Origin of the sequence: Runella limosa DSM 17973 (assembly GCF_000482465.1) — a bacterium.
Classification (GTDB): domain Bacteria; phylum Bacteroidota; class Bacteroidia; order Cytophagales; family Spirosomataceae; genus Runella; species Runella limosa.
Genome location: NZ_KI519434.1, coordinates 1 through 25,354, shown reverse-complemented (window position 1 = coordinate 25,354; position 25,354 = coordinate 1). Strand labels below are relative to the sequence as shown.

General features: G+C 46.4%; 19 protein-coding genes. 7 read left to right on the top strand and 12 right to left on the bottom strand.

The genetic code is table 11. The annotated features are described in order from the left end of the window. Window positions 1-25 precede the first annotated feature (25 nt). The 6 genes from K339_RS0131960 to K339_RS0131935 all read right to left on the bottom strand — a co-directional run bounded on the left by K339_RS0131960 (window position 26) and on the right by K339_RS0131935 (window position 8,068). Window positions 26-1,459: a TolC family protein gene (locus K339_RS0131960; protein ID WP_028527227.1), complete on the bottom strand. Its 1,434-nt coding sequence runs from the start codon at window positions 1,457-1,459 to the stop codon at window positions 26-28. Next, entirely contained in the window at window positions 1,459-4,623 is a 3,165-nt protein-coding gene (locus tag K339_RS0131955; protein WP_028527226.1) for an efflux RND transporter permease subunit, read from the bottom strand. Before K339_RS0131955 ends, K339_RS0131960 begins: the two co-directional genes overlap by 1 nt. Window positions 4,624-4,653: 30 nt before the next feature. Next, window positions 4,654-5,736 carry an efflux RND transporter periplasmic adaptor subunit gene (locus K339_RS0131950; protein ID WP_028527225.1) on the bottom strand — a complete coding sequence of 361 codons (1,083 nt, stop codon included), beginning with the start codon at window positions 5,734-5,736 and terminating at the stop codon, window positions 4,654-4,656. Continuing rightward, window positions 5,729-5,962 carry a hypothetical protein gene (locus K339_RS35590; protein ID WP_037302443.1) on the bottom strand — a complete coding sequence of 78 codons (234 nt, stop codon included), beginning with the start codon at window positions 5,960-5,962 and terminating at the stop codon, window positions 5,729-5,731. The genes K339_RS0131950 and K339_RS35590 overlap by 8 nt, the downstream gene beginning before the upstream one ends. A 62-nt stretch (window positions 5,963-6,024) precedes the next feature. Next, on the bottom strand, window positions 6,025-7,383 hold the full coding sequence (locus tag K339_RS0131940; RefSeq protein ID WP_028527224.1) for a sensor histidine kinase: 1,359 nt from the start codon (window positions 7,381-7,383) through the stop codon (window positions 6,025-6,027). A 13-nt stretch (window positions 7,384-7,396) separates the two neighbouring features. Continuing rightward, window positions 7,397-8,068, bottom strand: coding sequence for a response regulator transcription factor (locus K339_RS0131935; protein WP_028527223.1), 672 nt, complete (start codon window positions 8,066-8,068; stop codon window positions 7,397-7,399). Between the two features lie 453 nt (window positions 8,069-8,521). Between K339_RS0131935 and K339_RS0131930 the strand changes: the two genes are divergently transcribed. The 3 genes from K339_RS0131930 to K339_RS0131920 all read left to right on the top strand — a co-directional run bounded on the left by K339_RS0131930 (window position 8,522) and on the right by K339_RS0131920 (window position 14,424). Beyond that, on the top strand, window positions 8,522-11,926 hold the full coding sequence (locus tag K339_RS0131930) for a DUF7133 domain-containing protein (protein ID WP_028527222.1): 3,405 nt from the start codon (window positions 8,522-8,524) through the stop codon (window positions 11,924-11,926). A gap of 134 nt (window positions 11,927-12,060) precedes the next feature. Further along, on the top strand, window positions 12,061-13,431 hold the full coding sequence (locus K339_RS0131925; protein WP_028527221.1) for a TrpB-like pyridoxal phosphate-dependent enzyme: 1,371 nt from the start codon (window positions 12,061-12,063) through the stop codon (window positions 13,429-13,431). A 144-nt stretch (window positions 13,432-13,575) separates the two neighbouring features. Continuing rightward, on the top strand, window positions 13,576-14,424 hold the full coding sequence (locus tag K339_RS0131920) for an Rpn family recombination-promoting nuclease/putative transposase (protein ID WP_028527220.1): 849 nt from the start codon (window positions 13,576-13,578) through the stop codon (window positions 14,422-14,424). Between the two features lie 147 nt (window positions 14,425-14,571). On the opposite strand, the gene metG is transcribed toward K339_RS0131920, so the two are convergent. Next, complete coding sequence (gene metG, locus K339_RS0131915; protein WP_037302437.1) at window positions 14,572-16,629, bottom strand: methionine--tRNA ligase; 2,058 nt, start codon at window positions 16,627-16,629, stop codon at window positions 14,572-14,574. Between the two features lie 96 nt (window positions 16,630-16,725). On the opposite strand from metG, the gene K339_RS0131910 reads away from it, so the two are divergent. Next, window positions 16,726-17,244: a hypothetical protein gene (locus tag K339_RS0131910; RefSeq protein WP_028527218.1), complete on the top strand. Its 519-nt coding sequence runs from the start codon at window positions 16,726-16,728 to the stop codon at window positions 17,242-17,244. Between the two features lie 160 nt (window positions 17,245-17,404). On the opposite strand, the gene K339_RS0131905 is transcribed toward K339_RS0131910, so the two are convergent. The 4 genes from K339_RS0131905 to K339_RS0131890 all read right to left on the bottom strand — a co-directional run bounded on the left by K339_RS0131905 (window position 17,405) and on the right by K339_RS0131890 (window position 21,622). After that, window positions 17,405-18,298 (bottom strand): glycosyltransferase family 2 protein, encoded by an 894-nt coding sequence (locus K339_RS0131905; protein ID WP_051398406.1) that lies wholly within the window; start codon window positions 18,296-18,298, stop codon window positions 17,405-17,407. Window positions 18,299-18,322: 24 nt separating this feature from the next. Continuing rightward, window positions 18,323-19,951 (bottom strand): M1 family metallopeptidase, encoded by a 1,629-nt coding sequence (locus K339_RS0131900; protein ID WP_028527216.1) that lies wholly within the window; start codon window positions 19,949-19,951, stop codon window positions 18,323-18,325. A gap of 514 nt (window positions 19,952-20,465) precedes the next feature. After that, the gene (locus K339_RS0131895; protein ID WP_028527215.1) at window positions 20,466-20,987 is read right to left on the bottom strand and encodes a DinB family protein; all 522 of its coding nucleotides are present in this window, start codon (window positions 20,985-20,987) and stop codon (window positions 20,466-20,468) included. Continuing rightward, a complete protein-coding gene (locus tag K339_RS0131890; protein ID WP_028527214.1) occupies window positions 20,984-21,622 on the bottom strand; it encodes a pyridoxamine 5'-phosphate oxidase family protein in 639 nt (212 codons plus the stop codon). The genes K339_RS0131895 and K339_RS0131890 overlap by 4 nt, the downstream gene beginning before the upstream one ends. Window positions 21,623-21,724: 102 nt before the next feature. On the opposite strand from K339_RS0131890, the gene K339_RS0131885 reads away from it, so the two are divergent. The 3 genes from K339_RS0131885 (at window position 21,725) to K339_RS0131875 (ending at window position 25,037) form a co-directional block, all read left to right on the top strand. Next, entirely contained in the window at window positions 21,725-23,155 is a 1,431-nt protein-coding gene (locus K339_RS0131885; protein ID WP_028527213.1) for an amidohydrolase, read from the top strand. 5 nt (window positions 23,156-23,160) lie between these two features. Beyond that, the gene (locus tag K339_RS0131880; RefSeq protein ID WP_028527212.1) at window positions 23,161-24,618 is read left to right on the top strand and encodes an aminotransferase-like domain-containing protein; all 1,458 of its coding nucleotides are present in this window, start codon (window positions 23,161-23,163) and stop codon (window positions 24,616-24,618) included. Window positions 24,619-24,737: 119 nt separating this feature from the next. Further along, a complete protein-coding gene (locus K339_RS0131875) occupies window positions 24,738-25,037 on the top strand; it encodes an AlbA family DNA-binding domain-containing protein (RefSeq protein WP_028527211.1) in 300 nt (99 codons plus the stop codon). Between the two features lie 16 nt (window positions 25,038-25,053). Here K339_RS0131875 and K339_RS35585 read toward each other — a convergent pair. Next, window positions 25,054-25,354 (bottom strand): integrase core domain-containing protein (locus K339_RS35585; RefSeq protein ID WP_037302435.1); only part of this gene is annotated, 301 nt, incomplete at its 5' end.

Here is a 25,354-nt window from a genome sequence, read left to right as displayed (position 1 = left end):
TTTCATACTGACCACGGAAAATAAATTAATTCCAACCCCCACCCAGGGCGCGGTAAATATTGACAACGGCATTCATCTGTTGCATTTTGGTTTCGACAAGGTCGAACCGCGCTTCGATGGCGTCGCGTTGGGTCAACAACACCTCCATGTAGTCGGCACGGGCCGAACTAAACAGGTTATTAGAAATCGTAATCGACTGCGTAAGGGCTTGAACTTCCTTCGATTTGGTGTCGTACGTTTTTTCCAAATTACCGATTTTGGCCATTTGGTTTGCCACCTCGATGTAGGCATTCAACAACGTTCGTTCGTAATTGTACACCGCCTGAATCTGCTTGGCATTGGCATTGAAATAAGAAGCCTTGATGGCGTTTTTGTTGACCAACGGTGCCGTCAAATCTCCCGCCAACGAAAGAATGAGCGATTGAGGGGTTTTTAACAAATACAAAGGATTGAAAGCCTGATAGCCCAAACCTGCCGAAATGCCAAGAGAAGGGTAAAAACGGGCTTTGGCAACTTGTACGTCTAGTTTGTTGGCGGCCAACTCCTGCTCTGCCTGACGGATGTCGGGGCGATTGGCCAGCAACTGTGAAGGTAAGCCCGTATGAATGTTGGCTGGGACTAAATTACCAAAATCTTGCGAACTACGAGCCACGGTTTGGGGATAGCGTCCCACCAAAAAATTGATGCGGTTTTCGATCTCAATGATCCGTTGCTGAATGTTATACTGCAAACTTTGGGTGTTCAATACCTGAGCTTCAAACCGCCGTACGGCCAATTCGGTCACTTTGGTAGCTTCCTTTTGAAGGCGAACAATCCGAAGAGCATTATTCTGAATATCAATGTTTTGGTGAATAATCGCCAATTGATTGTCAAGGGCCAATAACTCATAGTACGAAGTAGCAATTTCGGCAATTAAGTTGGTCACCATGAAATTTCTACCTTCACCACTCGCCAAATACCGATGCACGGCGGCATCTTTGGCATTGCGGAGTTTATGCCAAATGTCGATTTCCCACGTAGCAAACAGGCCGCCCAAAAAATTGGGGAGCGGTTCGGGGGTTTCTCGGCCAGGTTTGATATCGGTGGTCGCTTCGCTGGCGCCGATGTTGGTATAACGCCCCACTTTGTCCACGCCAGCACTTCCACGGACACCCACAAAAGGTTTGTATTCCCCTTGGCGAGCCATGATTTCGTTGCGCGAGATTTCGATTTCTTGCATCGTAATGTTTAGCTCCTGATTGTTTTGCAAGGCGCTGTCAATCAAGGCTGTTAGGTAGGGGTCTGTGAAAAACTCCTTCCATCGAATCGTGGCGCTGTTGGTCGAGTCCTGCGAGTTATTAAAACTCGCAGGTAACGTATTTCTTTCGGTTTTGGTGACCAACGCAGGGGTTTTACAGCCCGAAATGGCTAGCGTTAACCCCACGACTCCTATACCGAGTGTGATGATTTTCTTAAACATTAGTGCTCAATTTCTTCGGTTAACGGATTCTCTTTTTCACCTTTAATCAACTGACGACCTTCGGCGATTTTTCCGAAAATAAAGTACAGCCCTGGGACGATAATGACTCCGAATACAGTCCCGAAAAGCATTCCTCCTAAAGCCGACGAACCAATCGTACGGTTGCCAATGGCTCCTGCGCCTGTGGCAAGTACGAGCGGAATCAACCCCGCAATGAAGGCAAAAGATGTCATGAGGATAGGGCGGAAACGTACCTTGGCCCCTTCGATGGCCGCGTTTAAAACGGTGAAGCCTTCTTTGTGTTTCTGAACGGCAAATTCCACAATCAAAACGGCGTTTTTCCCCAGCAACCCGACCAACATGACTAACCCGACTTGGGCATAAATGTCGTTGGCCAAGCCCATCACTTTGATGAGTAAGAACGAACCAAAGACCCCCGCAGGCAGCGAGAACACCACCGCCAACGGTAGAATAAAGCTCTCGTACTGGGCAGCAAGCACAAAATACACAAAGGCCAATACAATGAGGAAGATGTAAAGGGCTTCGTTGCCGCGCATTACTTCGTCTTTCGATAACCCGCCCCAGTCGATGTCGTAGCCTCTTGGGAGCGTTTTCTTGGCTACTTCTTGGATCACCTTGATGGCTTCCCCACTACTGTACCCTTTGGCAGGTGCCCCACGGAAAGCCGCGGTGGTGTACATGTTATAGCGGTTGATTTCGTTGGCGCCCTGCGATTTTTTGATGCGCATAAAGGCCGAGAAAGGCACCATTTCGTCGTACTTGTTCTTGACGTACAAGTTCATGACGTCATCAGGAAGTCGGCGGTATTCGGGCGATGCTTGCACAAACACCTTAAAGAATCGCTGGAACTTAATAAAACCGAGTTCGTACGTACTACCAATCAAAATTGAGAGTGTATTCATGGCGTTGCCGATTGAAACACCCTTTTGCATGGCCAATTTATTGTCGATTTCGAGTTCGTATTGGGGGTAATTGGCACTGTAAAAGGTAAATAAACCCGTCAGTTCTTTCCGTTTTTTGAGTTCATTCATAAAATCAGAGCTGACTTTTTCGAGTTGTTTGTAATCACCCGTGTTGGTTTTGTCCAACAATTGCAGCGCGAAACCACCCGCAGCTCCGTACCCTGGTACGGCTGGTGGGTCAAAAAATTCGATGGTTGCCCCTGGGATAACTTTGGCTCTTTCTTCTAATTCATAAATAATCTCGTTGACGGTGTGTTTACGTTCGTCCCAAGGTTTAAGGTTAATCAAACACGTACCTGCGTTTGAACCCCGCCCTTCGGTAAGTACTTCGTACCCCGCAAGGGCTGAAACCGACTGAATACCCTCTACTTTTTCGGCAATTGCTTGGAGCTTGCGGGTAATGTCGTTGGTACGTTCCAAGGTCGAGCCTGGAGGCGTTTGTACGATGGCGTAAATCATCCCTTGGTCTTCACTTGGAATAAAGCCCGAAGGGAGTTTGGCCGTAATTCCGAAAATTCCGACGCCAAAAGCCAACAAGATTCCCCAAGTCACCACGCGGCGGTTGACGATAAGGCGCAAAAGCCCCACGTACCGACCCGTTAGTTTTTCAAAACCTCGGTTGAAGGCATCAATGAAGCGGTCGATGATGGTTTTCTTGCGTTTGTGGCCGTGGTGATTTTTCAAAATCATCGCACAAAGTACGGGAGTTAGGGTAAGTGCGACCAGCCCCGAAATGACAATAGACGTAGCCATTGTGATGGAAAACTGGCGGTAGAAAATCCCCACGGGGCCTGTCATAAAGGCCACAGGCACAAACACGGCGGTCATCAACAACGTAATGGCAATAACGGCACCGCTGATTTCGCGAAGTACTTTCTTGACGGCTTTGTAAGGCGTGAGGTGAGGCTCTTCTTCCATTTTGGCATGGACGGCCTCGACGACCACAATGGCGTCATCCACCACGATACCAATCGCAAGTACCAACGCAAAGAGCGTAATCATGTTGATGGTTAGCCCAAACAACTGCATGAAAATGAACGCCCCAATCAGCGAAACAGGCACCGCCAGCGTAGGGATAAGCGTAGAGCGCCAGTCGCCCAAGAAGATAAACACCACCAAGGCCACCAAAATAAAGGCATCGCGCAGGGTGTGAATTACGTTTTCGATGGAGGCATCCAAGAAGTGCGAAACGTCGTAGCTAATTTCATAGTCCATCCCTGGAGGAAACGACGTTTTCTTCATTTCGTCCAGTTTGGCTTTTACGCTCTTGATAACATCGCTGGCGTTACTTCCGTACGTCTGCTTGAGCATAATCGCCGCCGAGGGATAGCCGTTGAGGTTGGAATAAATGTCATAATATTCGCTTCCGAGCTCAACCTCAGCAATGTCTTTCAGTTTGAGCAACTCACCGTTAGAGTTGGCCTTTACAATTACATTTTTATACTGTTCAACGTCGTTGAAACGCCCTTGGTAAGTCAGTACATATTCCAAGGCTTCGGCGCGTTTTCCGTCGCTTCGGCCAATCCGTCCAGGCGACCCAATCACACTTTGGTCGTTCAACGCTTCCATGACTTCGTCGGCGGAGATGTTGTAGGCCCGCATACGGTCGGGTTTGAGCCAAATCCGCATGGCATACTGGCGGCTACCCAAGATGCTGGCCTGCCCAATCCCCGTAATCCGCTGAAGTTCAGGTAGCATGTTTACCCCCGCAAAGTTGAAGAGGAACTTCATGTTGGCTTTGGGGTCTTTGCTGTACAAGTTGACGTACATCAACATGTTAGGAACGATACGGTTTACGATGACCCCTTCGCGCTGTACTAAGATGGGCAAACGGTTGAGAACCTGCGCAATACGCGTATTGACGTTGACGACGGCTTGGTCGGGGTCAGTACCGAGGTTAAAGACAATCTGAATGTTGGCTTCCCCCGCACTGGTGGCGTCAGAAGTCATGTATTTCATGCCTGGCACCCCGTTGATGGCCTGTTCCATCGGAATCAGCACCGATTCAGTAAGTACCTTGGCACTGGCTCCAGGGTACGAAGCCCTTACGATAACCATTGGGGGCGAAATTTCGGGAAACTGTGAAATGGGTAAGCTAGTGATAGCCAATATCCCCATAAAAATGATGACCAGCGAGATGACGATAGCAAGTACTGGCCGATGTATGAATTTACTAAACATATTCGTGCGATGTTTTGGGGAGAACAGCTATTACTCAGTATATACTTTAAGATTGGCCAACACTTTGTGCGGATCTTGGTAGTCAAAGTGAATTTTCTCGTTGTCGTGTACTTTACGGATACCTTCGAGTAGAATGCGTTCGTCGGCGGCCAAACCATCTTTTACCACGTACAAATCGGGCATTTCGGCCGCAATATTAATCTCACGTGATCGCACGACGTTGTCTTTACCTACCACATAAACGTACTTTTTCTCAAGAATCTCGAATGTGGCTTTTTGAGGAATGATGATGGCGTTGCGAAGCGGTACGACCATCTGAATATTGCCCGTTTCACCGTGACGAAGCAGCCCTTTAGGGTTAGGGAAAGTAGCCCGAAAGGCAATGTTACCCGTTTCGTTGTTGAAGTCGGCTTCAATCGTTTCAACAATGCCCGAATGGCCAAAAAGCTGATTGTTAGCCATTACCAAGTTAACCGACATCTTTTTGCCGTCTTGTGCCTTGCTTTTAAAATCGAGGTATTCGGCTTCGGGTACGTTGAAATATACCCACATTTTGCTGTTGTCTGAGAGCGTAGTGAGCAAATCACCTTCGTCCACCAAACTTCCTGGACGTACTTGAAAATGGTCCATGATGCCCGAAAATGGCGCTTTGATTTTGGTAAACCCTAAGTGTACTTGGGCCAAGGCAAGTTCGGCTTTGGCTTTGTCCCATTTGGCATTGACCATTGCTAATTCGTTGGGGGCTACGATGTTGCTATCGGCGAGGCGTTTGGTGTTTCGGTATTCGATGCTGACAAACTTAGCTTCGGCTTCGGCTTTTTGTACCTCGGCTTCGTACAGTTTGGGCATGATTTGAAACATCATTTGGCCTTCTTTGATAAACTGCCCTTCGTCCACGTAGATGTTTTGGAGGTAGCCTCGCTGCTGGGCGCGCAGCTCAATATGACGAAAAGCGTGAATCTGGCAGACGTAGTCTTTCGTAATGGTAGTGTCTTTTTTGAGAGGGGTAGTTACCAAAAACTTGGTAATTTCTTCCTTCTCTTCTTCTTTTTCTGAGCAACTTGTACACCACAACAAAGCACAGAAACTTGCGAGCATGAGGGTCTTATTCATATTTTTGTAATAGGCTATCTTTTTGTTGATTGTTACGAATACATTCCGAAAGTTGCTGCTGACAACTCATGGCGTCCATGTTGGTAGCAGCATTGGATAACTCAAATTCATAGAGTCGTCGTGGGCGGGTTTGTTGATAAAGCAGAAAGCCATTGAAGGCCAGAGAGAGCGCCAATGTGAGCCCCAGACCGTAAAGCAAAATGGATGGAAAATAATGGCGTCGCATCGTCTTTGTAGTTTGACGAAACAAAGCAACCACCAATACATTAAAACGATGTGAGAAGGAAATTAGAAAACATTAGAGAAAGAAACCGACACGGTGGTGCCTTCGTTGATTTTAGAATTCAAATGAAGAAAACCTTGGTGCAGCTCAATGATTTTTTGCGTCATGGCCAAGCCAATGCCAAACCCAGGAACGCCATCTACGTTTTTGCCACGGTAGAGCGGGTCAAAAATGTGGGCCACATCAGCCTCCGAAATGCCCCGTCCGTGGTCAGAGACAACGACAATAATTTTGTCGGCAGTGGTTTGGAGCTGTACCGAAACCGCTTCGGAGGAGTACTTACAAGCGTTGTCAATAATGTTCAAAAAGGCCGTGGTCAGCAGCGTTGCGTTGCCTTTGACGGTCAGCGAGTGGTCGTCGTTGGTTGCAAACTGAATGGGCAAACTTCGGTGCGGATATTTGGCATGAATTTGTCCCAAAGCCGTAAGTAAACAATCGTCCACTTGTACACTTTGGAGGGTAAGAGCACCATCGGTGACGCGCGCCAATCCTAGCAAGCTATTGGTGAGCGAAATGACCTTTTTTAATTCTTCCACGGCTACTTCCATGCTGTCGCGCCAGTCGTTGGGGTTTTGGTCGTAGCGGAGCGAAGTTTCCAAAGTACCCAAGGTATTGGTGAGCGGAGTACGAAGCTCGTGAGAGGCGTGGGCCACAAAACTCCGTTGGGAGACAAACGCATCTTCGAGCCGAAAGAGCATTTGATTGAAGGTCATGGCGAGTTGGGCAATCTCGTCGCGGCGGTTGCCTTCATTGACGCGTTTGTGCAAGTCTTTGGCCGTAATTTGCTCGACTTCGTCCACAATTTGCGAAATGGGTTTCAACACCCTTCCCGAAAAATACCAACCCGCCAGTACAATTAACGCAAAGCCCAACATGTTGGCTAACAGTAGGATTTGTTGTAACGTGCCAAGTTTGGCAAAACCTATGCGGTCGTAGCCCGAGGCGAAAATGAAAAAGCGCTGCCCTTGGTCATTGAAAGGAATTAAAATGGATTCAAGGTGCCCCGTACGAAACTCAAAAATAGCGTCAGAAGAGGGGAGATGCGGGATTTTTTCTTTGTAATAATCCGATTCTTTGAGGGTACGGTTGGTAAAAACCAACTTATGTTGTTGGTCAAAAATACTGATTTGTTCCTCCACAATGGTGAGTAAATCGGTACGTACCATGTTTTTGAAAAAATCATCGTGTAAATGCCGTCTCGAAATCAATACCCTTCCTGCGACTCGCGCTTTCCCCTCCAATCGGCTATAAAATTCTTCTTGGCGGTATAGCGAATAAAAATACCAAACCAACAATGACAACGTCACCTGAATGGCCGTGGCAAGCAGGGTAAAAATAATGGTAAGTCGATTACGAATGAGCATATTGGGAAAACGATTATCCTTCGCGCAGCACATAGCCCATCCCAACGATGGTGTGTAACAATTTGGTAGAAAAGCCTTTGTCTATTTTTTTGCGCAAATAGCTGATATAGACGTCGATGACGTTGGTGCTGCTGTCAAAATCCAAACTCCAAACGCGTTCGCTAATGTCCACCCGCGAAATAATTTTCCCTTTGTTGAGCATCAAATATTCCATCAAAGAGTATTCGCGGGTCGTTAGGTCGATGCGTTGGCCAGCACGAGTCACGGTTTTGTGGTCGAGGTTTAGTTCTAAATCCGCCAATTGCAACACTTGTTTTGGCTTAGTGCCGTTTCGTCGCGTCAAAGCCCGAAGGCGCAGCAGAAGTTCTTGAAATTCAAAAGGTTTGGCTAGATAATCATCAGCGCCCGCGTTGAAGCCATCGGCCTTGTCGGCGAGGCTATCGAGGGCGGTAAGCATTAGTACGGGAACAGTTTCATTGTCAGCCCGAATTAATTGACATAATTCAAAGCCATTGATGTGGGGAAGGTTGACATCCAATAAAATGATGTCATAACTGTTTTTGCGAAATAGCGACAGGCCCATGCGCCCGTCGTAGGCAACTTCTACTTCATAGCCTTCGGCCGAAATCCCTTTACGAATAAAAGAGGCGAGTCTATCCTCGTCTTCAACTAATAAGATTTTCATACAAACGATGTGGGTTGCTGATGTGTGAAAGTGTTCGTTTTCACCCCTTTAGGAGTAATGCTGTTGCTGCAAATATATACACCGACTTGATTGGGTAGTCATGTAAGCAACCCTTGTGAAGCGATTTTAATCCTTTTTTCATTTTAATTCTCCCATAGTTTCTTTTTTAATTTGACATAAAAAAGGAGGTTTTTGTACCTCTTCAACACTACTTTGTCTAAGATTTTATGGTAGAAAATGACTTTTTGGGTTGAAAGATAAAGGGGAGGATAGACAGGTTAAACACATTAAAAAAAGTAGCCTCTGGAGCAATGAACCGCCACTCTATATTTTAATGCTTTCAACCTGGAAAATAGATTCGTTTCTAAAAAACAAGGATAAAATAAGTAAAAAGCAGAACTTGGTCGTTTTATTTAGTTTTAAGTATCTCTCTCACAAAAGTTTGATTAACCCATGCGTTTTAAAAGACAGTCAAAATTGCAACTTTCGGCGGCAATCGGGACGGCTTGTTTGGTGGTGTCGTGTATGAAAACACCACGTACTAGCCAGCCCGTTGTCATCAAAGAAGATCCTACCAAGGCCATTGCTAGGGCTAAGGAAATCCGTGAAAAGACGCCCGTAAAGCTTGCCGAAGGGCTACAAATGACCCTTTGGGCGTCGGATTCACTTGCTCCCGACCCCGTGGCTATGGCCATCGACGACCAAGGGCGGGTCTATATCAACCGTACCCATCGCCAAAAAAACTCAGAATTTGATATTCGCGGGCACCGCGATTGGATGACAGAGTCGATTGGACTACAAACGGTGGAAGACCGTCGGGCGTTTTTGCGCAAAACATTTTCCGCTGAGAAAAGTAAAGCCAACGAGTGGTTGCGCGACCTCAACGAAGATGGTGTGCATGACTGGAAAGACTTGGCCGTCGAAAAAGACGAAATTTGGCGGTTAGAAGATACCAACAACGACGGTATCGCCGACGTTTCGCTGCGGGTGCTAGAAGACTTTTTCGATGAAGTAACCGACGTAGCGGGTGGAATGCTCGTGCGGGCGGGCGAAATTTTTGTGGCAATTGCTCCTGACCTTTGGCGTTTGAAAGACACCAACGGCGACGGTATCATGGATAAAAAAACATCCATCAGCCACGGTTACGGCGTACACATTGGGTTTAGCGGACACGGTATGTCGGGCGTAACCGAAGGCCCTGACGGACGTATTTATTGGAATATTGGAGACATTGGAGCCAACATTACCGCGCCCGACGGCAAAAAATGGGAAAACCCTAATTCAGGAATTATTGCTCGTTCTAATCCAGATGGCTCTGATTTTGAGATTTTTGCCTCGGGACTTCGTAATACCCACGAGTTTGTTTTTGATGAATATGGCAACCTCATTTCGTCCGACAACGATGGCGACCATCCAGGCGAAAGTGAGCGTTTGGTACACGTGGTACAAGGGCATGATGCAGGCTGGCGCTCGAACTGGCAATACGGAAAATATACCGATCCGCGCAACAATAAATACAATGTGTGGATGAACGAGAAATTGTTTAAACCACGTTGGGAGGGGCAAGCGGCCTATATTTTGCCTCCAATCATGAACTACCACAACGGCCCAACGGGGATGGAATACAACCCAGGTACGGCGCTAGGGTCGGAGTGGAAAAACAAGTTTTTCTTGGTAGAATTTGTCGGAACACCCTCACGGTCACACATTTGGTCATTTGGGCTTAAACCAAAAGGAGCGACGTTTGACCTCGACGGTGAAAAAGACATAGTAAGTGGGATTTTGCCAACGGGTATCAAATTTGGCCCTGATGGCGCGCTCTATGTGGCTGACTGGATCAATGGCTGGGGAACCAAAAATTACGGTCGCGTCTGGAAATTGGACGTTACCAAAGATAAAAATGATTTAGCCGCCGTACGCGAAGAAACCAAGCGGATGATTCAGTTGAGTTACCCTGCGCAAACCGAAGAAAAACTGTATTCCCTGCTTTCGTACGGCGATATGCGGGTTCGTCAAAAAGCCCAATTCGAGTTGGTGAATCGCGGCAAAAAAGGACTTCCGCAGTTGATAAAAGCAGCGGACCAAACGCAGAACCAATTGGCGCGTATTCACGGAATTTGGGGAATTGGACAGTTGACGCGCATCGACCAAGCCAACGCTGGAACGTTAATGTCGTTGTTGAATGACAAAGATCCTGAGATTATGACCCAAGCGGCCAAAATGCTCGGAGATGCACGCATTGCCAATGCAGGAAGTGCGCTGGTGCCTTTGTTGAAAAACACCAACCCACGTGTTCGTTTTTACGCTGCCGAAGCATTGGGGCGTATTGCTTATGCAGATGCCGTAACGCCGCTGATTGAAATGATTGGTGCCAACAACGACGAAGATCTTTACCTGCGTCACGCGGGCGTTTTGGCCTTGTCGCGGATTGGAAAAGTAGAACCAATGGTAGCCTTGGTCAACAATCCAAGCAAAGCTTTGCGGACAGCAGCGGTGGTGGTATTGAGACGTTTACGCAATGAAAATGTTGCCGTTTTCTTGAATGACAAAGACGAATACATTGTAGCCGAAGCAGCCCGCGCTATCAACGACGACCTGTCGATTGTGGGAGCCTTGCCTGCCTTGGCTGCTACTTTGAAAGAAAACCGCTTTACGTCGGAGGTGATTGTACGCCGTGCCATCAACGCGGCATTGCGCGTGGGCGGCGACAAAGAACTACAATTGTTACTTGATTTTGCCCGCCGCACCGACCTCAAAGAAGACATAAAAGCAGAAGCATTAGCCGCCCTCGGAACGTGGGCAAATCCGTCCTATACCGACCGTGTTGATGGCCGTTATCGTGGCAAGATTGAGCGTGACCCTGCGGCAGTAAAAGCCAAAGTGTTGCCCTACATCAATGAGTTTTTGAAGGAGAAAAATGCCGAACCTCTGGCGGCCATTGTGGGCTTGATTGCAGATGTAAAAATCACCGAAGCCAACGAACAACTGGTTTCGATTTTTGACGCCAGCGAAAGTCCTCGGGTGAAAAGTGCTATTTTGACTACCCTCAATCAGTTGGGTTATGCGCAGATTGATGCCATTGTGAAGAAAGGGATGGACGACAAAGAAGAAAGTGTGCGTACGGTGGCATTGGGGCTATTGAATAATAATAATGTCACCAAAGCAAGTTTGCCATTGATTGTCAATTCTATCTTTACCAAAGGCACAACGCGGGAGCAACAAAAAATGCTTGAAGTGTTGGGGAAAATGGACGCCGACAAAACGCAGGTAATCTTGGGTGGCTTGATAGACCAGTTGAAGGATAAAAAACTGTCTCCCAATTTGTCATTGGAATTGAAAGAAGCCGTAGAAGCCTCGGGTGTAGCGGAGTTGAAAGAAAAAATGGCAACGGTGAAGCCAGGTGCTTCGCTTGTGGATGAATATGCGGAGGCACTTTTTGGCGGAAATCGCTTTTCGGGTCGCAACATATTCAACAACAACTCAGCGGCGCAGTGCGTACGTTGTCACGCCGTTGGTGGTACAGGAGGAGCCGTTGGGCCATCATTGACGCACATTGGTGATGAACTTACCCGCGAGCAATTGTTGCAGGCGCTTGTAGAACCAAGTGCCCGTTTGGCACCTGGGTTTGGCATGGTATCGCTCACGCTGAAAGACGGTCAAGTGGTAAACGGAACGTTGGCCAAAGAAACGGCCGAAACACTCACTATCAATACCTCTGACGCCGAGCCGTTGGTGATTCCTGTGGCACGTATCGGCAAGCGCGAAAACATACCATCGGGGATGCCGCCGATGGGTAGCATTCTGTCAAAACGCGAAATTCGCGATTTGGTCGAGTATTTGACGAATTTGAAGAAGTAAAACATAAGCCTCCCGAAAGTTGGAAACTTTCGGGAGGCTTATAAAAAAACTTTTCGACAAAGGTCATTGCAGGTCGGGAAAATCCTTTTTAAGTTTAAAGGCAAATATTCCTAATCACGTTAATTCCTTAAATCATGTCGGAAAAACAACACAAAATCTTACTCACGGAAGACGAAATTCCAAGACATTGGTATAACATTCAGGCAGATATGCCCAACAAGCCGCTGCCGCCTTTGCACCCTGCTACCAAGCAGCCCGTAGGCCCTGGCGACTTGGCGCCGTTGTTCCCGATGGAGCTGATTAAGCAAGAAGTATCTCAAGAAAGATACATCGAAATTCCAGAAGAAGTACGGGAGATTTATAAACTGTGGCGTCCAACCCCGATGTTTCGCGCGCACCGTTTAGAAAAGATGTTGGATACCCCCGCCAAAATCTACTACAAGTACGAAGGCGTAAGCCCATCGGGTAGCCATAAAACCAACACTGCGGTAGCACAGGCGTACTACAATAAAATGGAAGGGGTGAAACGCATCACTACCGAAACGGGAGCGGGACAATGGGGAACGGCCTTGGCCATTGCGTGCCAAATGTTTGACATTGAGTGTGAAGTGTTTCAGGTGCGTATCAGCTACAACCAAAAGCCGTACCGTAAAGCCCTTATCGAATCGTTTGGCGCTAAAATTTTCCCATCCCCTTCAGAATTGACGCAGTCGGGACGTAAGATTTTGGAACAATATCCCGATACGCCAGGGAGCTTAGGAATTGCGATTTCGGAGGCAATTGAGTGTGCCGTTCAAGACGAAAACTGCAAATATGCCCTCGGAAGTGTACTTAACCACGTACTGATGCACCAGACGATTATCGGTCAGGAGTGTTTGGTACAGATGGAAAAAGCAGGTGATTATCCTGACATTGTCATTGCACCGCTCGGGGGAGGTTCCAACTTCGCAGGGATTTCTTTCCCATTCTTACACAAAAACATTACCGAAGGCAAAAACGTACGCGCCATTGCCGTAGAACCAGCTTCGTGTCCTAAACTTACGAAGGGCGAATTTCGCTATGATTTTGGTGACTCGGTTGGGTTTACGCCGTTGTTGCCGATGTACACGCTAGGGCACAATTTCCGTCCTGCGGCCATTCACGCGGGAGGTTTGCGTTACCATGGGGCGTCGGTATTGTGTTCGCAGTTGTTGAAAGACGGCCTCATCGAAGCCAATGCGATTCAGCAATTAGAGTGTTTTGAAGCGGGTGTCGCTTTCGCCAAAGCAGAAGGAATTATTCCCGCGCCCGAAGCGACGCACGGCATCGCGCAGGTATTTAGAGAAGCGCAGCGTTGCAAAGAAGAAGGAAAATCAGAAACAATTTTGTTTAACCTTTGCGGTCACGGTTTCTTGGATATGCAGGCTTACATGGATTACTTCGATGGCAAACTCTCTGACCACTTCCTGACCGACGACGAATTGAAATCGGGCTTGAAAGAACTCGAAGGTTTTCCTTTGGCGTAACGTTGATTGGTGTTTATAAAAATCGAGGCTGTCCCAGAAGGATAGCCTCGATTTTTTTGGCTAATTTTTAGGAGGTTGTGAAGTAGTTTTGTGCTTGAGAAACCTAAATTTGTTTAAATTTGTCTAGCGCATTTAGACAAAACGATGAAAGCAAAATACATAAACCCCTTTACAGACTTTGGATTTAAAAAAATCTTTGGGGAGGAAGCCAGTAAGCCTTTGCTTATTGACTTCTTAAATGCACTTTTACCTCAAACCAACAAAATTGTTGACTTAAATTTTAAAAATACTGAGCAATTAGGGCAAACCGATTCCGACCGAAAAGCTATTTATGACATCTATTGTGAAAATGAAAATGGTGAAAAATTTATTGTAGAACTTCAGAAAGCTAAACAAAATTATTTCAAAGAAAGGACTATTTACTATTCGACTTTTCCTATTCGTGAACAAGCCGAAAAAGGAGAGTGGAACTATAATTTGAAAGCAGTTTATTGCGTTGGAATTTTAGATTTTAGGTTTGGCGACTATGAGAGCGAATCCGAAAAGAGTGAATTTGTTCATAGTATCAAACTTAAAAACCAAAATGGCAAAGTTTTTTATGAGAAACTGACTTACATTTATCTTGAAATGCCAAATTTTAATCTGAACGAATCAGACTTGGCAACCCGTTTGGACAAATGGTTGTATTTCATCAAACATCTGGAAGACTTTCAAACAATCCCGACAATATTTAGAGACGAAGTATTTACCCAAGCTTTTGAAAAAGCGGAATTGGCAAAATACGGACAGGAGGATTTGGATAATTATGAAAATAGTTTGAAAGTTTACCGAGACTTAAAAGGTGTTATAGACACTGCTTTTGACGAGGGAAAACTAGAAGGAAAACTAGAAAGAAATATTGAGGTTGCTAAATCTGCCAAGAAAATTGGACTTTCGATAGGAGACATAATGAAGCTTACAGGACTTTCTGAAAGCGAAATCAATAAATTGTAGCGTACAAAACTAACCCTTCGTGAGTGGCTTGGGCGTGTAGTAATCCTAGCGGTGAATGCTCACCAAACCTTTTTCTTTTGGAATTATAGTCGAGCGGATGCCCTTTTGGGACATCCGCTCACTTTTTATAATCAGGTTCCAAGCAAGTTACGAAATCGATGCGCCCGCCCAGACTTCTTTGTGCGGTTGGAGCAGTGACAGGCTGCCGTCGCGGTCTTCGGCCATGAGAATCATCCCGTTAGATTCTTGTCCCATGATTTTGCGCGGGGCAAGGTTGGCGATAAAAGTCACCTGACGACCAATCATTTCTTCGGGTGAAAAATGTTTGGCGATGCCGCTCAAAATCGTGCGTTTTTCAAAGCCATCGTCCACCAAAAACTTCAATAATTTATCACTTTTTGGAACGCGCTCGGCTTCCAAAATTGTACCAATGCGAAGGTCTAATTTGGCAAAATCGTCGAACTGAATCGTTGGCTTGAGTTCAGGGACAGTTTTAGTGGCTAATTCGTTCATTTTCTTGGCGTCGTGCAGTTTTTGAACTTGTTTTTCGATGACCGAGTCTTCGATTTTTTCAAACAATAAGAAAGCTTCCCCAATGGCTTGTCCTACCGACAGAAGGTCGCTTCTGCCTGCATCGGACCATTGCTGATGGGTGAGCGATAGCTGATTACGTAGTTTTTGGGCCGTAAATGGCAAGAATGGCTCGCTCACGATGGCCAAGTTGGCGGCAATCTGAAGCGCAATGTGCATGATGGTGTTTACGCGTTCGGCATCGGTTTTAATGACCTGCCAAGGCTGGGTTTCGGCCAAATATTTGTTGCCCAAACGCGCCAAATCCATCAACAACGCCAAGCCTTCGCGGAAACGATAGTTTTCGAGTGCTTCCCCAATTTTAACGGGGAGTTCGGCCAAAGAAGCGAGGGTATCGCGGTCAAAATCCGTTAACTCACCCAAGGCAGGAACGCTACCGTTGCAGTATTTGTGGGTTAAGACAACGGCACGGTTGACAAAATTGCCATAAATCGCTACCAACTCGCTATTGTTGCGGGTTTGGAAGTCTTTCCACGTAAACTCGCTGTCTTTGGTTTCGGGCGCATTGGCCGTCAACACGTAGCGAAGCACGTCTTGTTTGTCAGGAAGTTCTTCTAAATATTCATGCAACCAAACTGCCCAGTTACGAGACGTCGAGATTTTATCACCTTCCAAATTCATAAATTCATTGGCAGGAACATTGTCGGGCAACAAATACTCTCCTCCCATCGCCATGAGCGTAGCGGGGAAAATGATGCAGTGAAACACGATGTTATCTTTGCCAATAAAGTGAATCAGCTTAGTATCTTCGTTGTCCGACTTTTTCCACCACGACTCCCAGCCAGCGTCGGTGCCGTTCTGCTGAATCAACCAATCTTTGGTGGCTGAAATGTACCCAATTGGCGCTTCAAACCACACGTAAAGCACTTTTCCGTCGGTATCGGCAATGGGTACTTTGATGCCCCAGTCTAAGTCGCGGGTCATGGCGCGCGGCCGAAGCCCTTCTTTCAACCACGACTGACACTGACCAAACACGTTGGTTTTCCATTCGGTATGGCTACCGACGTATTTTTCCACGTCGGGTTGCATTTTGTCCAAAGGTAAGTACCAGTTTTTGGTCGATTTTAAGACAGGTTTTGAGCCCGAAAGTGTCGAATGTGGTTCTTTTAACTCCATCGGACTGAGGGCCGTTCCGCAGCGCTCGCATTGGTCGCCGTAGGCGTTGGGATTGGCACAAACGGGACAAGTTCCAACGATGTATCGGTCGGCCAAAAACTGCTGCGCTACTTCGTCGTAATACTGCTCGCTGGTCTCTTCAACGAAACCGTCTTTGTCGTAAATGGTCTTAAAAAACTCTTGCGACGTGCTGTGGTGAACAGGCAGGCTCGTGCGAGAGTAAACATCGAACGAAATCCCAAAATCAGCAAACGACTGCTTGATTTGGGCATAATACTTATCGACTACTTCTTGGGGCGTAATTCCCTCTTTTTTTGCACGGATGGTGATGGGTACGCCGTGTTCGTCGGTGCCGCTTACAAAAGCTACGTTGGCACCTTTGGCACGTAAGTAACGCACGTAAATATCGGCAGGGACATAACAACCTGCCAAGTGACCAATATGGATAGGGCCGTTGGCGTAAATGAGGGCCGCCGTAACGGTGTATTTCTTACTCATGGGATAATAAATCAAATTTGAGGCTGCAAAAATAGTAAAATAGCGTGGGAATGGAGAATTGTTTAACTTTGATGCAGTGCCAATTTTGAGTTAACCATGAAAAATTTAATACAACAGTTGTACTGGGCAGGAAGTATGTTGGCGTTAGGAATCGCGCTGGAGGGCTGCACGCCCAAAGAAACGCCCGTTTCCGTACCTCAAGCAGCGTCGTTTGATTTGCTTCAAGACCGTATTTTGACGCCCACTTGCGCCACTGCGGGCTGTCATGCGTCGGAGCAAGAAAGCACGTTTGCACAGCACGGTTTGGTATTGGCCAAAGGGAAAACGTATGATTTTTTGGTAAACAAAGACCCTAAGAACGCCAATGCCCGTACTGATAAATTAAAGCTAGTGACGCCTTATTTTTCGCTGCAAAGTCTTTTTTATCATAAACTGGTTTGGGGCGATGGTGGTCACCACAGTGGATTGAGCTACGGAAATCCCATGCCGCTCAATGGCAAGGCGCTTTATAAAGGACAAATTGAGTTTGTGCGGCGGTGGATCGAAGCGGGCGCGCCCCGTACTGGAAGCGTGGTGGATACAACGCTCCTCAACGATAAAACGCCTAGTTTTTAGTGCGTGCGTCAGGGTATAGTGTGAGTCGGGGTACTCAACTGTGCGTCGGGGTACTCATACCCCGACGACCTATTTACATACGATTATCCATCGGGGTATAAGTACCCCGATGCACATAATCCACGCAGGTTATCCATCGGGGTATGAGTACCCCGTTGCACTAAAACCAGTACTTTATTTTGTCGCGGGTACGTTTAAAACGAAGCGCGGTACTTTCGGCGGGTTCGCTTAGAATACCTTTGTAATAAGCGTTTTGGGTTGACCTTTGAAATTGAAGATAATAATCAAAAAAGGTACGGGCGGAAATTCGCCACTTTTGGTAAAATTGCTTGCTACCATCGTTTTTTTTGATGCGAGAAACGCTTTTCGACATAAAGTGATACACGAGGCTATCGCCAATTCCTCTAAAGTTACGAACGCCTACGGCCCACAATTTTCTACAAATATCAGGGTCAGAATACATCCCAGGACTAAATTCGACGCTAAAGCCGCCAATCAAATTCCACATCCGTCGGTGCATGATGCTAGGTGGGTAATTGGCACCCTGCCAGTCGGGAATAATCAAACTCGACCATTCTTTTAGCAATTGTTCTTCCTTGAAATTTTCGACGCTATCGCCATAGTTGTGCGGCGACGATACATTGCCGCTGTTGGCCGCTACCCGTTCAATCATGGTCGATGAAAAGTAAAAATCATCGCTTCCATAATCCGTCACTGCCCGAAAAAGCCGCTTATCCCATTCGGGGCACACGTACATATCGTCGTTGATATAAACGATGTAATCGGCTTTGGAAAGCGTAAAAGCAGCATTGCAAGCAACGCAAATTCCGACATTTTCGGCCGTATGGGTGAAGTCAAGCTGTTGCTGTTTGGCCCAGGCCACAGTGCCATCGGAGCCGTCGTTGATGTGGAGAATAATCTGGTGGTTGTAAGTGGAGTTTTTGCGGATGCTCTCAACGCAAAGTTTGACCAGTGAAAGATTATTCCAAGTAGGAATGAGGATGGAGAAAAGTGGTTTTTCCCCATCCGAGTGTTGTTCATAATGGATGTGCATACGTCGTAAGAATGGTGTAATGATTTATTCTAATTTTCTTATTTCTACGTAAAAATTAGGGTCTATCATCACAGCGCTTGCCTTAGAGACTTTGAGTGTTTTCCAATCAGAAGTCGGCTGTAGTGTCTTCCAATTGTCGCCAATTTTTAATTTTACTGGCATCTCAAAACCTGCTACGCAATTGCTCCAGCGATACGAAAGCTGTTTACCTTCGAGTTTGTACTCTAACGTTGGAATGCGCACATCGCGGAGGTACTGGTCAAACACTTTTGACAGGTTTACGCCCGCTTGTGCGCTCATATAATCTTCAATTTGTGGTGACGTAACGGTCTGGTGGTAAAACGTCTTATTCAATCCGCGCAAGATGCCGCGCCACTTCTCGTCGTCGTTCACAATTTGTCGAATGGTATGGAGCATATTTCCGCCTTTGTAGTACATATCGCCCGAGCCACTGTGGTTAACACCATATACGCCGATAATCGGTTTGTCGTTGCGAATTAATTTTCGACAACCAATCACATATTCTGCTCCTGCTTGCTTACCGTGGTGATACTCAGTGTATAAGTTTTCTGAATAATTTGTGAAACTTTCATGAATCCACATGTCGGCAACGTCTTTGTAGGTGATATTATTGGCAAACCACTCGTGCCCCGACTCGTGAATGATGATAAAGTCCCATTTTAATCCCCAACCCGTAGCCGAAAGATCGCGGCCAAGGTAGCCGTTTTGGTAGCCGTTGCCGTACGTCACTGAGCTTTGGTGCTCCATGCCCAAATAAGGTACTTCTACCAACTTAAACCCATCTTCGTAAAAGGGATACGGCCCAAACCAATGTTCGAAGGCTTTGAGCATGGGTCTGACTTGTTGAAACTGTGCTTTGGCTTTTTCTGCGTTTTCGGGTAGTGCATAAAACGATAGGTCGAGCTTGCCTTTTTCGCCTTCAAAGGTTTCAGTCCAGCTGACGTAGTTGCCGATGTTTACGTTTACGCCGTAGTTATTGATAGGGTTTTGAACATACCAATGAAAAGTACGCCACCCGTCGGCGTTGTTAGAAATACTACTTAAACGTCCGTTGGAAACATCCGTCAGACCTGGCGGCACCGTAATACTGATTTTCATGCTGTCGGGCTCATCGTACATGTGGTCTTTGCAAGGCCACCACACACTCGCTCCCAAACCTTGGCAAGAGGTCGCGACGAAAGGCTGGCCGTTTTGGTCACGTTTCCAAGAAAAACCACCATCCCAAGGGGCGCGTTTAGCGATGCGAGGTCGGCCACCATAATGTACCGTGATTTCTTCTTGTGCATCGGTTTTTTGGGGTTTTACCAATGAAACAAAAAAAGCGTCACCGTCGCGTCTGAATGAAAGTTCTTGGCCGTCTTGGGTGATTTTTGAAATCGTCAGAGGGCGTTGGAGGTCGATTTGAAGCATTTGGGCGGGCTGTAATACTTTATAACGGACAACCACATGGCCGCCAATGGTACTATCAGCGGGATTGATACGGGTGTTGAGGTGATAAAATTGCAAATCCCACCAAGCACGTTCTTTGGTAATACTACCCCGCAGTGTATCGTCGTGGGTAAAGGTGTATTTTTGGGCGAAAAGGGTGAAGTGAACAATCGAAAATAGCAGAGCTAGACGAAAAATTTTCATAGTAGAAGAGTGCTTGTAGTTTGCTTGAGAATCCAGTTTGGGATGAAAAATGCTTTTGATAAAGCAATAATACCAGTTTGTAGGGCAAAAAAAAATCCGAGCGGGAAGCCCACTCGGATTTTTAACCTTTACTCAACGTTATGAAAAACTCTATAGCTTAGACTATAGGTCGAATACAAGGTCACAATTTTTTTTTATTTTTTTTCAAAGTTTTTAAAAAAAAGTGTCCAAGTGGAAAAGTCTCCCGAATTTCAGGTTGAACGCATTAAAATATAGAGCAGCTATTGATTGCTCCAGAGGAGCTGCATCTTAGTAGAAAAATGAATCAAATCCACCCCCAAAGCCCCATCGGGGCGGCCGACGTTCGGTGAAAGATGTCACCCCGATGGGGCTTTGGGATGGCCTTTACCCCCTTTTTTCTACTAAGATTTAGCCTCTCTGAGGCTACTTTTTTTTATGCCTTTAACCTGCCCGAATTTTATTGAAAACAGAAAAGTCGTGAATCAAATTAGGCTTAAATCAAAGGAAAATAACGCTCTTGCAACACCCGCAAGTGGTGAATGGGATGGCCAATCAATACGAACCCGAGCGCCAAAGGCGAAATTTGCTGGTTAAAACTAACTCCCGAACGATGAAACATTTCGTCGCTAAAACTTTTAAAAAGCGCTATGGTGGATTGACGAACTACGGCAAATTCATCCAATAATTCATCCAACGTGCGTTGGTTGGCGGTGGTGTTAGCCCCAAACAACTCTTCGTCGTATCCTGGAAGGCTGGTTTTGTCGTTTCGGGCAAAACGCATGGCTCGATAAGACATAATGCGCTCGTTATCAATCAAATGTTGAATGATGTCCTTGGCACTCCACTTGCCAGGTGCATAGACTTGGTCGCCGAGTGCTTCCAGTTTTTCTTTGATTTCGGGCGTGTGATAAAGGTGAGCCGTAGCTTCTAGACCGTCGATGATGTCAATGTCGTCAACCAGTAAAATGTAACGATCAAAAAACTGAGGCATGTGTTGGATGTCAGAACGTTTCATGAAGGTAGGTGAGTTAAATGTTCGGGTAAAGATACATTTTTACTGAATTCATCCCCCAAAGGTGTCTCACGAATGGTACGAAGAGGAATCAGCCCCGACCAAATTGGCAGTTCTTGGTCTTCTTCGTCGTCTTTGGGCATTCCTGTACGCGATTTGGCCGAAGCTTCTACGATGGGGAATGACAAAACTGTTGTTTTGCGCACTTCGCTCTCCGTCATGGGGCGCAAATAGTCCCAGCTATTGGGGACGATTTTCTCCGTAATCCAGCGGAGTGCGTCCCATTTAAGGGTAGAATCTTCTACTTTTTCGGCGCTGGAAAAAATAACCACCGAACGATAATTGACCGAATGATGAAAGGCGGATTTGGCCACCACCAAAGCATCAGTCAACATGACCGAAATACAAACGGGATTCCCTTTTTCGAGTTCACGAATAAAATGACTCCCCACCGATCCGTGAAGGTAAATACGGTCTTCGTAGCGAGCAAATGCCGTGGGGAGGGCAAAGGGCTGGCCATCAATGTTAAAACTTACGGTACAAAACATCGATTCGTCCAAAATCGAATAAACGGTTTCTTCGTCGTACTGAGCGCGTTTGGCTAAACGGCTCGGGGTGGTGCGTGGAGTTGGCTGCATGGGTTGATTGGTTTTTTTTTGACAAAAGTATATCTTTACTGGATTGCTATACGTATCCACTTTTAATAAAGTAAGTAGTCCACTTTTTAACCTAAACAAACGATGAAAACCAAAAACCTATGGGTGTTTTTAGCGGGAATGACTACGGCTTTTGCCCAAGCTCCCAACAAAGCTCACGAAAGTGTTATCAAAGAAATTAACCAAAAAGAAAAGCAGTACGGCGTACTTTCTAAGCAAATTTGGACATTGGCGGAGGTCGGCTACCAAGAAGTTAGAAGCTCGGCCATCTTACAAGATCAGCTTCGCAAAGAAGGCTTTAAGGTGCAGTCGGCGGTGGCAGATATGCCCACGGCCTTTGTGGCTAGTTTTGGGGAAGGCAAACCTGTGATTGGTATTCTGGGTGAATTTGATGCGCTCCCTGGGCTTTCGCAAGACTCTATTCCCGTCAAAAAATCAATTGGAGGCATTGCAGGTCATGCCTGTGGTCACCACTTGTTTGGCGTAGGGTCGTTGGCGTCGGTGATTGCCGTTAAAAATTGGCTGGTTCAATCAGGGCACAAAGGAACGATTCGTTTTTACGGCACACCCGCCGAAGAAGGTGGTTCGGGAAAAGTATATATGGTGCGCGATGGTTTGTTTAAAGACGTGGATGTAGTGCTACACTGGCACCCAGGCGATAGCAATAGCGCAAGTTCGTCGTCGTCGTTGGCCAATAAATCGGCAAAGTTTCGTTTCAAGGGAATTTCTTCGCACGCTGCTGCTGCGCCAGACCGTGGTCGTTCGGCTTTGGATGGCGTAGAGGTGATGAACTATGCCGTCAATATGATGCGTGAGCATATTCCGTCCGCTACCCGAATCCACTACGTGATTACGAATGGAGGCAAAGCGCCCAACGTTGTTCCAGATTTTGCCGAAGTGTATTACTATGTTCGTCATCCAAGTCGCCAATACGTGGCCTCGATTTGGGAGCGCGTACAAAAAGCGGCCCAAGGCGCGGCATTGGCAACGGGCACAACGGTAGAGGAGGAAATCATTGGCGGTGTACACGAAATTTTGCCCAACGATGTGTTGTCGCAATTGATGCACGAAAATTTAAAGGGTATTGGGGGAATGAAATATACGCCCGAGGAATTGAAATATGCTGAAGAAATCAGCAAAACGCAGGGGATGGGCATTCGTGAGTTGAGTTCAGTAGAAACGATTGAGCCATTGGCCAACGAGGGCTTGAGTAGCGCTTCGACAGATGTAGGTGACGTGAGTTGGGCGGTTCCAACCGTTGGTTTACGCACGGCTACGTGGGTGCCAGGTACACCTGCCCACAGTTGGCAAGCGGTAGCGGCGGGCGGCACGAGTATTGGGCGAAAAGGAATGGTGATTGCGGCCAAAGCATTGGCAACGACCGCCATTGATTTGTTCCAAAACGAGAAAATTATCTCGGAAGCCAAAGCCGAATTTGAAAAACGCCGTGGGGCTGATTTTACCTATAAAGCCTTGGTCGGAGACCGAAAACCAGCCCTTAATTATCGAGACTAACCACGATGCTTGCTTATCAGTTACAATTATCCATCGACAAAAACGCCAAGCAGCCAGCGTATTTGCAATTGGCCAATCAGCTGATTCAGTTGATTCGGACGGGGGAGTTACGGGCGGGACAAAAATTGATAGGTACTCGCTCATTGGCAGAACTGCTTGATATTCATCGCAAAACGGTTGTGCAAGCCTACGACGAATTGTTGGTGCAAGGTTGGTTAGAAAGTAAAACAGGGAGTGGCACCTATGTGGCAGACACTTTGCCCGAAGTTGAACCTCAAAAACTGAGCAAACAGACGCTCGAAAAGGTGAATCCTGCCAAAAAAGCAGGGTTCACTTTTATTCAACCGCCGCATTTGCGCCGCGACGTGCTGACTTCAGGCTACGCTTTGCATTTAGACGATGGGTTTCCTGATCCTCGGTTAGCGCCTCTTTCGGAACTTAGCCGCGTCTATCGCAGTCAGTTGTTGCTGGGAAACCAGTACGTCAAATTGGGTTACGGCGATACCAAGGGCTCGGGCTGGCTTCGGCAAGAATTGTCGAGTTACCTCAATGAAACCCGTGGCCTAAAAATTACGCCTGAAAATATACTAATTACCCGTGGAACGGTGATGGGCATTCACCTTGCGAGTACGGGTTTGGTACAGCGTGGCGATGTGGTCGTGACGGGAAAAATGAGCTGGGGAACGGCCACGACCAATTTTGTACAAGCAGGGGCGAACATTGAGCAAATTGAAGTAGATGAATACGGCCTCGTAGTCGAAGAACTTGAAAAATTATGTCAACGAAAAACGGTTCGCCTAGTTTATGTGACCTCCCACCACGATTACCCAACGACCGTCACCCTGCGCGCCGACCGCCGACTTAGTTTGTTGAAATTAGCCGAAAAATACGGTTTTATTGTTTTTGAAGATGATTATGATTACGATTTTCACTATTTAAGCAAACCATTGCTGCCGCTGGCAAGTGCCGACAGGTCAGGGATGGTGCTTTATTGTGGGTCGTTTACCAAAGCCATTTCGCCCGCCTTTCGGGTGGGGTATTTGGTGGGACCCGAAGACGTCATTTCACATTTGGCACGCTTGCGGCGCATTATCGACCGACAGGGGGATTTGATGTTGGAAAATACCGTGGCCGAGCTTCTACAAAGCGGTGTAATTGAACGACACCTTCGGAAATCGCTGAAAGAATACCGACGGCGACGGGATGTTTTTGCTGAGTTGCTTCAAAATGAACTGAGTAAATATCTGAAGTTCCAACTTCCCGACGGTGGCATGGCGATTTGGGCGCTGTTTGATAAAAGCGTTGATTTAGAAAGGCTGGCCGAACGTTGTCTCAAACACGACCTATTTTTTTCTAACGGCAAACATCTACATCCGACCCTCAACGGGACGCGTTTGGGGTTTGCTTCGTCGAGCGAAGAAGAATTAGTGAGGTGCGTGGAGGTGATGAAACGAAATATTTGACTTTTTATTGATGTATCGTACATTACGTAAGAGTACTTGTGTTTTGCTTAATTGAAATAAGAGACATTTTGTTAAAATATTGATAATCAGCTGGTTTTTGCTTAATTAGAAAAAAGACAATGATAAAAAATTGGATAACAAAGGCATTTGAACTATTGGAATACACTCTTAATCCTATGCCTCATGAAATAAACGAATTGGATTGGAAAGAAAATTTATCACCTAACAATAAAAAACTCAGCCAACATCTTTCTGCCTTTGCAAATCAGCCAGGGGGAGGGTACATGGTTTTTGGATTGGAGGATAAAACAGCAAATTTGGTTGGAGTGACTCAACAGAGTGCAGAAGCTATCATTCAAAAATTAAGTAGTATATGCAGGGATTCTGTGCTAACCGCTAATTATTGGACACGTAAATGATAGAAAGTTAGAGACTTCAAGCACAGATTTTTGTCTTATTTTGAGTTAAATTTTTCATGTCAATGTTATGTTTGAGCAAATACTTGTAAGGGCTTTGAAAGTTGATTCCTCCATGTATTCTCTCGAAATTATAAAAACTTCTAAATTCCTCCAATGTTTCTCGAGCTTGCTTCAAATCGTCAAATTCAAACCTCTGACATACAGAGCTTTCCATGATGGAATGGTAGGCTTCGATGTGCGCATCTTGTTGGGGTGTTGCAGGTTTTGTGAATTCTTGTTTGACTTGTTTATCTCGAAAATATTGTTGGACTTCATTG